Genomic DNA, 9,991 nt, shown 5'->3' with positions numbered 1-9,991 from the left:
AAGCGGGCGACGCTCGAGGAAACTCATCAGCGGCTGGTCCGCGAAGTGAGCCGTGCCAACCGCAGGGCCAATATCAAACTCGGCCTCGGACTTTTCGCTCTCCTGAGCGTTGGAGCGATCCTTTTGGCTATCGAGTTGGTGACGGTGGGTTTGCTGACGTTCGCCGCTGCCGGCGGCGCGGTCGCGGGTTATCTCGTTCGCAGCCGGCAGGACTCCCTGGCGTACCAGCAGAAGACTGGCCAAGGCGCGCCGCCTCAGCTCGATCGCGTGATCGAGGTCAAGCAGGCGAAACCGATGTCGCGCCGCCTCATTCGGCAGAGACGTCGGGACGAAGAGAATGATGGGCGTTAGACGGTATGTGGGAGCGGGCTTCAGCCCGCGACTGAAGGCGCCGAACAGATCGCAGGTCGGCAATCCTTTGCCGACAAGGCCCGCTTGCCGACCCAGGGTGTCGGGAAGGGATTCCCGACCTACTATAGCCAGGAAGTGCTATACCAGACCGGAAAATGTGGGAGCCGTGCGCCGCTTTAGCGGATGCACGACATATACCGCCTTCGCTACAGGCGAGCTCCGGCCGACGGCCGTTTACACCGGATCACGATCGTTTTTTCGACGATGGGCGCCGTTTTTCCCTGCCGGATGGCTCCCGTCACCATATCGAAAATTTCATTCATCTGCCGTTCGTCGTTTAAACCGATTTCGTCGTATCCCCGCGTCCCGCAGAGATCGCCGGCCTTCCGATAGCAGCTGTCTTTCGCGAGCCCTCGCTCTTCGCAGGTGATCTGATAGGCCGGTTCGCCGCTGGGCAAATAAATGGACCTTGCGGTCGGCTCCGACAACGAGTGGGCGCACCCGGTCAGCCCGCAAATCAAGCACATCATGCCCAGCCGCTTTTTCATGGATTCGCGCCTCGCGTAAGCCTGGAGTTCCTTAGAATTATATTTCACTCGGAGCTTTGAGCGGTCTTCGCCTCGATATATTTCCGGTGCGAATCCAGATAAGTCGTTCGAACCAGCTCCCGCGCCGCCGCCCAGGATCCGAAGCCTTCGGAGAAACCCGGTACGACCGGGTCGATCGTCAGCCGGGCCGTGCCGATCAAATGCAGGATCAGATCGAGCGGATCTTCGTCGCCGACGGCGACGCGAATGGTGGTCGGCGAGATGCCGGCTTCGCGCAGCGCCTTTTCGTCCAGTTCCGAATGCGTGGTCAGGGCCGGACAGGCCACGATCGTGTTGCTCTGGCCGAGGCTGATCATATGGCCGAAAGTCGGCGAGAGGTTGTCGAAGAACCGCTGGAAAGCTTCCCGAGGCAAATCGCCCATATCCAGGGTGAACAGCGGTGCGGGCAGCCCGAGCGTCGCGGTCCTCTTCATGATTAAGCGGTTGGGATTGTCGGGCAGCGCATTGCAGTGGACCGTGATATTCGGATGGGCGGCCAAGAACCGCGCGAGTATCTGCGTGTTGATGCATTTCTTGAGCATGCGCACATCCAGCGTACGCAGTCCCTGGAGTACGTCGAAAGCGGCATCGGCGTTGAGAAACGCGCCCTTGACGTAATACACGTTCCAGAACAGGGTTTCGTTCCACGGGACGCCGTTCATCGAATCGCCTTTGGGGGTGAACATGTCTTCGTTGCGCCCGATGACGACGCCGGCGATGACCGAGCCGCTGCCGGAAAGATCCTTGGTATAGCTGTGGATGACGAAATCCGGGCGCTCCGCGCGATCTTTGCGCTGCAGCGGGGTGTAGAGGAAGGGTGTGCCGACGGTGGAATCGAGGATGACGCGCAGTCCGAGCCGGTGGGCTTCCCGGCAAATGGCCGGCACGTCCAGCACATAGCCGTGCGGGTTGCACGGCGATTCGAGGTAGACGTAGGCGCGCCGCCCGGCCGAGAAACGGTCGGCGTATCCGGCGAGAGCACGCTGCCAGGCTTTCAGGAAATCGTCGACGGTATAGCCGTCGAAGGTTTCGACGGCGATTTCCAGGTTCGCAGATTTAGCGAACCAGTGGTGGATGAGCTGATGAGTGCCGCCGTAGACATTACGGCTGGTGATCAGAATGTCGTCGCGTCCGAGAACGTGCGACAGCACTCCGTCGATGGCGGCCATTCCGCTGTTGAAGTTCCAGGCGAAATACTCGTTAGCATAAGGTCCGGCTTCAAGATCGACGATGTGATGGGCCAATGCGATCGATGTCGGGTTAAGCAGTCGCGAATAGATTTCCAGAAGCCGCTCCTTGCCCTGGAAGGCGTCTTCTATCCACTCGGCGCAGGCGTAGACGTACGTCGCCGTGCGGGTAATGACCGGATTCGCGGAGAAAATCGCGGGAACGTTGTCGAAGACGCTGTAAGGTCCTTTGCTGGCGGTCGTCGCGGTACTGTAATTCAGGCTCTGGTAACAGCGCCGGTTAGGGCGCTGCAAGTTGTCGAGCAATTTCGCCAGTTGAAACGAGAGGAACTTTTTCGCGTTGAAATAGGCGATCCGGTCGGAACGATCCAGGCTTTGGACAGTCTCCGCGGTTTCGACCCAAAGCCGGTCGATATCGGCGCAGCTCTCGTACATCCGCCGCGACACGCGTGCCAGCGTTTGGCCGAAAGTCGTTTGGGGATCGATGCCGAAATGGGCGAGCTGCTCCTCTACCAGTTCATCGAGCGAGCGAGCCGCCGTCGATTTCCGTCGTGGCGAGAGAATGCGCAGGCGATCGATGCTCTCGAAGGCATCGCCCGGCTGCGCCGGTTCACGGGGCCTCGGAGGCGAAGCTAATCCGGTGTTGTCCATAATTCGACTCTTCCTCTTGATCTAGCTTGCAATGAGGCGACAGCCGATCGGTCGCCTTCGGCAATCATTAGACCAAATCGGCGGTCGATCCGCTCGCATAAGGTGCTGTTGTGCCCCTGTTTGGGGCGGGAAGGGACTAGTTCGGTAAATGTGTTCGTCTCCCGTGGTCTGCTCGACGGCTCTTGCAGGCACTTCGCCGATTTTTGCGGATCGTCGCACGAGTACCTGTCACTTTTCGGTACACTAACCCAGTCGTGATGTCCTGGCCGAGGGCGAGGATGGCATCGCAACCAACCCCGTGCGAGCTCCAAGCAGTAGCCGTTCCGAACGGTTCGGCAGATGGAGCGGGGTATCGCCGCCGCAGGTCGAATTTTTCAGACCGCGCGAAAGTTCCCCTTGCGCGATGACTGGCATGAGGCAAATCCGTTGATCGCCTATATCCCCACATATGCACAGTCTGAGTTTGCTTGAAAATATCGCCGCTACGCTGAGCTTCGCGTTTCTGGGCGGGCTGATCGTTCAACGCATAGGCCTGCCGCCCATCGTGGGTTATTTGTTGGCGGGCGTCGTCATTGGTCCTTTTACGCCAGGGTATTTAGCCGATCCCGAAACCATCAACCAATTGGCCGAATTGGGCATCGTCTTTCTGATGTTCGGCGTGGGCCTTCATTTTTCCTTCGCGGATCTGTGGAAAGTGCGCGACATCGCCGTCGTGGGCACGCTGGGGCAAATGCTGACCATGCTGGCTTTGGGGTTCGGGCTCAGCCAGCTCTGGGGCTGGACGCCCATGGCGGGGTTGGTGTTGGGTTTCGTGCTGTCCATCGCCAGCACCATCGTCATGCTGCGCGGCTTCATGGACCGCGGCTGGCTGAATACCCCGGACGGACAGGTCGCGGTCGGCTGGCGGGTCATGGAGGACATCGCCACCGTTCTGATCATCATGATCATGCCTAACCTGGCTGACACCGGAGAATCCATAAATTGGAACACCCTCGGCCTGGCTTTGCTGTCCGCTTTAGGCTTTCTCGTGTTCATGTTGTTCGTGGGCACGCGCTTCATTCCCTGGCTGTTGCTGCGGGTGGCCCATACCCGCTCCCGTGAACTCTTCGTTTTGGCCATCCTGGCGATCTCTTTGGGAATCGCCTTGGGCGCCTCGCAGTTGTTCGGCGTTTCGTTGGCATTGGGCGCTTTCGTCGCGGGCGCGGTGGTCAGCGAATCGCCGCTCAGTCATCGCATCACATCCGATCTGCTGCCGTTCCGGGAGGCCTTTTCCGTCCTGTTCTTCGTATCCGTCGGCATGCTTCTGGATCCGGGCTTTCTGGTGCAGCACCTCGAACCGGTCCTCATTCTCACCGGTCTGGTGGTCATCGGAAAGTTCATCGTCTCGGGGCTTTGGGTCTTGCCGTTCCCTCGACCGGCCCGCACCGCTCTCGTCGTGGCGGCGGGCTCGTGTCAGATCGGCGAATTTTCCTTCATTCTGGATCAGACCGGGCTGCGCCTCGGGTTTCTCGACGAGGGGCAACATTCGACGATTCTGGCGGCTGCATTGCTATCCATCGTCGTCAATCCGCTCATGCTGCACGCAGTCGACCCGCTGCAGCGCAGTTTGCGGGCCATCCGGCCACTGTGGCGATGGCTGAATCGGCACGGCTCGACGCAGACGCCGGTGGAGGACTCCGTGGCCGATCATGTGGTGGTGGTCGGCTACGGGCGGGTCGGTTCGCACATCGTCGATATCATGGGCGAACTGGGGATTCCTTATTTGGTGATCGATTCCCGCATCCACCGGATCGAACGGTTGTCGAAAAGGGGCATTCCCACGCTTTTGGGCGATACCGCCAATTCCGACATTCTGACTCACGCCGCGCTGCACCGGGCCCGTCTGCTCGTGGTGACCTTGTCCGAGGAAGCCGCCACCGAACTGACGGTTGCGGCAGCCCGGGACATCGCCCCGGACCTTCCGATCATCGCTCGCGCCGCAACCCGGGCCGGCGTCAAACGGCTTTCCGACTTGGGTGCGCAACTGGTGATCCATCCGGAGCTCGAAGGCAGTTTGCAGGTGATCCGGCACACCTTGTTGCAGCTGGGGTTTCCGTTGCATGAAGTGCGGCATTACGCGGACACGGTTCGGCGCGAGCACTACGATGCGCTGGTCAAGGCACACGGCGAGCACGCGCTGCTGAGAGACTTGCTCGATGCCCACGAGTTGATCGACATTTCCTGGCGAAAAATACCCGCGGAAAGCCCAATGGTAGGGCAGACACTGGGCGAAGCTGCGTTCCGGGCGCGCACCGGCGCAAACGTGGTGGCCATCAAACGCAAGAACGAACTCGTGGTGAACCCGTCCACCCAGACCGTATTTCTTCCGGGGGACCGCATCGGCCTGCTCGGAAATCCTGAGCAGATCGAGGCTGTCGAGCGGTTATTGGCTGCGCATCAGCAAGCTTGAATCGATGTGAGGTAAGCCGGAAAAAGAGGACACCAAAGTTTCAAACTATTCGATGGAGGTGTTGAATGCAAAAGTTACCGAAAGGAACGTATACCAAAGAACCCGCGAACAGGCGGTGAAATTGGTGTTAGGAGAAGGGTTATTGTTGCGAGAGGCCGGCGTGCGGCTTTTTTGACTATCCACAGATTCCGTGGACAACCTTGTGGATAAGTGTGGGGGTAAAACGGACGGGACCTGATCTCACGGGGCTTTAAGTTAGCCTGGCTAGGTTTTTTTCAGGTCCTGGTTTCGCAGCAAGATAAAACGTAAGTAGTTGATTCTGAGGTTTTAATTTATTACGAAATAATGAATTAATAATTTACGGGGAGCAGTGATAAGTCGCCGCTTGCTGAAGTTCCTGTCAAGTCTTGACAGTGGATAAACTTTCAAGCTGGTATCCCGAACGGAACTACATGCATCAGAAAAGCGCCGCCGCAGCCGTTGGCCAAAAACGCCCGGGCGCGGTTGACGAATTCCGCACTTTGCCGGAAAGTTGTTCTCTGGGTCGCGGCGGGTAAGGGAAATGCCTATTGGTCGCTAGTCGGAAATGAGTTGCCCTAGCGTCCGAGCATTCGGTCATAATCGAATAACACTATGAGTTCACGAAAACACCCGGCAAACGGCGGTCTCGTATATTCCACCGAATTTGGACGGATGTGCCCGGCCTGTCGCAAACCCGTCGCCGAATGCCGTTGCAAGAAAGACCCGCCGGCACCGAAATCGGACGGCATCGTGCGGGTGCGCCTGGAAACCAAGGGACGCAAAGGCAAGGGCGTGACGGTAATCACGGGGGTTCCGCTGGACGCCACGGGTCTTGAAAACTTGGGCAAACAGCTCAAGCAGCGCTGCGGTTCCGGCGGGACCGTCAAGGACGGCGTCATCGAGATTCAGGGAGACCATCGCGAACGGGTCGTAGAAGACCTGTCCAAACAGGGCTGGACCGTCAAGCGGTCGGGTGGCTGAATCAATCACCGTCTCGGTCGATGAATATCCGCCAATGCACCAATTTAATGCTATTAGCATTCGATGATATTCTTCTGCTATGCTCTACTTCTAAGCCCTATTTCTCACATTTCGCCGCAGCCAGGGCATCGTACGGACCGCGCGGCAGGAGAACAGAGAAATGCGGGCTAATATTGTCGGGAGGCAGACCCGCGATTCTTGATGCGTTTTCCGCCATCAATTCATCCGGCCTTATGGAACGCGACTTGCATTAATCGGGACAGAAAGGGTCGAAGGCATAACGCCTGTCATTTTTCCATACTGGAAGAGACGATATTTCGCCGTTGGATGATCTTTTAGTGCGTGGCAATGCCGAGGACCGGCATTCCGTGTCGAAACTTTGGAGCCGTTGTATGTACGCCATATTGATAATCCTGTTCGCACTCTTGCAAGTCGCAGATGGAATAGTGACTTACTTCGGGCTGAGCTTTTCCGGTTTGGAAGAAGCGAATCCTGTTCTCAATTTTTCCGCCGAACTGGTGGGGCTCGGATATTCGATCGTCCTGATCAAGGCCGCGGGCCTAGCGTTCATCGCGTTTTTATTCAGCGACCGGCATAAGGCGAGAAGCCGCTGGATCAAGGCGACCCTGACCTCGTCCGTTGCCTTTTACAGCTGGGTCGTGACGAACAATGTGATGTTGGTTATCGAGGCGTAGTACTGACGGCAGCCGCTTAACGTCCCCAAGCCGAGAGTCCTTGAGGGACGTCCTGCTCTGCGGCAGCCGGCCATCAAGCGCTCTGTACGTTACACGCCGGCTTCGCTTCCGTCTCCGCTTTGCAGTCGCCGAGCGGCAGCCGCACGATGAATTCGCTGCCCTTGCCGGGGCCTTCGCTTTTTACCTCCACCCGCCCTCCGTGCAATTCCGCGATCTTCTGTACGATGGTCAATCCGAGACCCAACCCGCCCTGAGCGCGATCCAGCGTCCGTTCCGATTGGGTGAACACGTCGAAAAGATGCGGCAGCAGCGCGCTGGGGATACCTTCGCCGTTGTCGCGCACCGAAATCGCGACCTCGTTACCCGTATGATCCACGCCGAGCCAGATCCGTCCCCCCGCGGGGGTATATTTGTTGGCATTATCCAGCAAGTTCGAAACCATTTGCGTCAAGCGCACCGGATCGGCCTCGAACCATAAGGGATATTTCGGCAGGGCCGCGGTAAGCAGATGGCGGCGGGCATCGAGCTGCGGTTTAGTGGCCTCCATGGTTTGATGAAGAAGGGCGGTGAGATCCACCGGCGTTTTCTGAAGCTTCAATTTGCCCTGAACGATCCGTGAGACATCCAGAAGGTCGTCCACCAGCCGGGTCAGGTGATCCACTTGCCGGTTGATGACTTCCTGCGCCCATTGCATCCTCGGGTTCGGCGGGGCGAACTTGCGTATCAAATGAGCCGCGTTGCGGATCGGGGCGAGCGGATTTCTCAGCTCATGGCCCAGCATGGCGATGAATTCATTCTTGCGAAGATCGGCCTCTTTGAGAGCGGTCTCGGTCTGGGCTCGTTCGATAATATCCGCGGTTTGACGCGCCAACAGGTCGAGCAGGCGCAATGCCCGCTCGTCCGGCCAGTGGGGTGTTCCGTAGTGGGTCGAAAGCACGCCGAACAATCGGCCGCCGCGGCTCAGCAGTGGGGTGCAGTGGATCGCGCGTACCCCTGCGTTCAGGATCTCCTGAAGCTCCCGCGCGTCGTTAAAGATAAGACTTCGGGTAACGTCCTCCACGATCACGCGCTTTCCCCATTCCATCGTAGCGCCCCAGGGCCCCGGCCCGGCATGGGCACTTTGCCAGAAATCGACGTAGGCCGGCCCGAAGCCTCGCTGAGCAACGATCCGGAGAGAGCCGGACGGCATGTCGACCAGTTGAATGTGGCCGCGATCTGCGCCTGCGATGGCCATAGCCGTTTCCACGATCTGATCGAGTACAACCGGCAGCCCGTCCTCCCGTACGAAGAGCGCACCGACCGCTTGCAGTCTCGTCATAGCCTCCAAATCGGCCGCCAAGCGGTCGTTCGCTGCCGCCAATGCCTGCTGGGCCTGTTTACGCTCGGTAATGTCGTGGCTCACCGTCGCGAATCCCACCGGTTCGCCGTTCGTATCCCGGATATAGAACACGTTGCAAACCATCCAAAGCGTAGCGCCGGTTTTAAAATGGCGAAAGCGGATCTCCACCTCGGCACGGCCTTCACGCAGCACGCGCGGGAAGAATTCTTCATAAACGAATTCTTGGTCTTCCGGAAAGACGAACTCCTTCACCGGCGTTCGGCACGCCTGCTCCAGGCTATCCAGTCCAACCAGGCGCCGACCGGCCTCGTTGACGTAGAACGGCTGGAAGTCCAGGTCGCACATGCCGATAAATTCCGTGCTCTGATCGGCGAAGGAAACAAATTTCTGGCGTTCGATCTCGATCTGCTTGCGTTCGGTGATGTCCAGGAAAGTGGCCGTGGCGCCCTGCACGCGGCCGGTGTTGTCATATAGCGGTGCGGCCGCGCTCAGGACGAACCGGCGTGTGCCGTCGGCGCGGACTATTTCCAGTTCCACGTCCTCCACGACTTCGCCCGTCTTCAAGACTCGGCACATGGGGAGATCCTGAGCGGGAACCTCCCGTCCGTTGTTGAAGAAACGGTAAAGAGCGGCGCCGTTCGTGTCCGGCACGGCCGATAAATTTTCGCCTTCCGGTACGCCCAGCAATTGATGCGCCTGAACGTTGCCCGTGATCAGCCGGCACTCCGGGTCATGGGCGACGCAGATGGCGACTCGCGCCGTCTGCATGATGGCCCGCATCTGGACGTTGGCTGCGAGTGCTCGGGCTTCACTGGCTCGCAGAGCTTCCTCGGTCCGTACCAAATCGTCGATATCCGTGAGCGAACCGGTCCAGCGGACGATTTTCCCATCGGCATCGCGATCCGGCAGGGCGCGGGCGATAAACCACCTGTACGAGCCGTCGGCCGACCTCAGACGATACTGGCTCTCGAACGACGTGCCGGTTCGTGCCGCTTTGTTCCACCGGGCCAAAACCTTCGCGATATCGTCGGGATGCAGCGCCGATAGCCAGCCTTGCCCCGCGCTCTGTTCCGGGGACAGTCCGGTATAAGAGCACCATTGCTCGCTTACGAAGGTATTGTTGCCTTCCGCGTCGCTTTCCAACGTAAGGCTCGGGACGGCCTGCACGATCGTGCGGAAACGCGCTTCGCTTGCCCGCAGAGAACGCCGGTCGAGAACCCGCTGCATGGCTATCGCCACCTGGTCGGTGACCGATTTCATCAGATTCAGTTCTTCGGCGGTAAATACTGGGCGGGTCTTGGTGCCGAATGACAGGATTCCGATGACGCGTCCCTGTACCAGCAGAGGATGGCAGGCGTAGGCTTGAATACCGTAGCTTCGGACACGGGCAGCACATAGTCCGCCGTGATGACGAACGTTTTCGGCGGCAACATATTCACCGTCGCCCGCGAAGCAGCCGCAGGCGATCACGTTGCAATCGAGCCACTCGAGATCGCGAATCTCCTCGGCCGACAAGCCGGCGGAAGCACTCAGGCGGAATCGTCCTTTGGCGTCGTCGAGCAGAAAATTGAAAAAGCATTCGCAGCCGAGTTGGCGCATTACGGCGAGGCAAAGATCCTCGATAATCGTATGCGGCTCATCGGTAGCCAATAGCCGCGCCGACGTTTCGGCTAGCAGCTTGAACCGCCGTTCGCTCGCTGCCAGCGTCTGTTCGGCCTGTTTACGCTCGG

At 59.0% G+C, this 9,991-nt stretch carries 7 protein-coding genes; 4 read left to right on the top strand and 3 right to left on the bottom strand.

Annotated features, from left to right (window positions below; genetic code table 11):
• Positions 1–351: hypothetical protein (locus ABJK70_RS14225; protein WP_347258299.1), on the top strand; the 351-nt coding region annotated here is incomplete at its 5' end.
• 206 nt (positions 352–557) lie between these two features.
• Here ABJK70_RS14225 and ABJK70_RS14220 read toward each other — a convergent pair.
• Entirely contained in the window at positions 558–899 is a 342-nt protein-coding gene (locus tag ABJK70_RS14220) for a hypothetical protein (RefSeq protein ID WP_139841082.1), read from the bottom strand.
• A gap of 44 nt (positions 900–943) precedes the next feature.
• A complete protein-coding gene (locus ABJK70_RS14215) occupies positions 944–2,776 on the bottom strand; it encodes a PLP-dependent transferase (protein ID WP_156880685.1) in 1,833 nt (610 codons plus the stop codon).
• Between the two features lie 463 nt (positions 2,777–3,239).
• Here ABJK70_RS14215 and ABJK70_RS14210 point away from each other — a divergent pair, with 463 nt between their 5' ends.
• From ABJK70_RS14210 to ABJK70_RS14200, 3 genes are all read left to right on the top strand, one after another.
• On the top strand, positions 3,240–5,225 hold the full coding sequence (locus ABJK70_RS14210; protein ID WP_205780700.1) for a cation:proton antiporter: 1,986 nt from the start codon (positions 3,240–3,242) through the stop codon (positions 5,223–5,225).
• A 633-nt stretch (positions 5,226–5,858) separates the two neighbouring features.
• Positions 5,859–6,227 (top strand): translation initiation factor Sui1, encoded by a 369-nt coding sequence (locus ABJK70_RS14205; RefSeq protein ID WP_133717420.1) that lies wholly within the window; start codon positions 5,859–5,861, stop codon positions 6,225–6,227.
• 392 nt (positions 6,228–6,619) lie between these two features.
• Positions 6,620–6,922, top strand: coding sequence for a DUF5658 family protein (locus ABJK70_RS14200; protein WP_086134286.1), 303 nt, complete (start codon positions 6,620–6,622; stop codon positions 6,920–6,922).
• Between the two features lie 73 nt (positions 6,923–6,995).
• Here the strand turns inward: ABJK70_RS14200 and ABJK70_RS14195 are convergent.
• Positions 6,996–9,991: PAS domain S-box protein (locus ABJK70_RS14195; protein WP_347258298.1), on the bottom strand; the 2,996-nt coding region annotated here is incomplete at its 5' end.

The sequence above is a fragment of the Methylocaldum sp. genome (assembly GCF_039794385.1).
Lineage (GTDB): Bacteria > Pseudomonadota > Gammaproteobacteria > Methylococcales > Methylococcaceae > Methylocaldum.
Note: the sequence above shows the minus strand (reverse complement) of the source record. Positions and strands in the feature narration are given on the sequence as shown.

Excerpts from the sequence above, each read along its gene's own strand:
- ABJK70_RS14220 (WP_139841082.1), bottom strand. The coding sequence starts at position 899 with ATGAAAAAGCGGCTGGGCATGATGTGCTTGATTTGCGGGCTGACCGGG.
- ABJK70_RS14205 (WP_133717420.1), top strand. The coding sequence starts at position 5,859 with ATGAGTTCACGAAAACACCCGGCAAACGGCGGTCTCGTATATTCCACC.
- ABJK70_RS14215 (WP_156880685.1), bottom strand. The coding sequence starts at position 2,776 with ATGGACAACACCGGATTAGCTTCGCCTCCGAGGCCCCGTGAACCGGCG.
- ABJK70_RS14200 (WP_086134286.1), top strand. The coding sequence starts at position 6,620 with ATGTACGCCATATTGATAATCCTGTTCGCACTCTTGCAAGTCGCAGAT.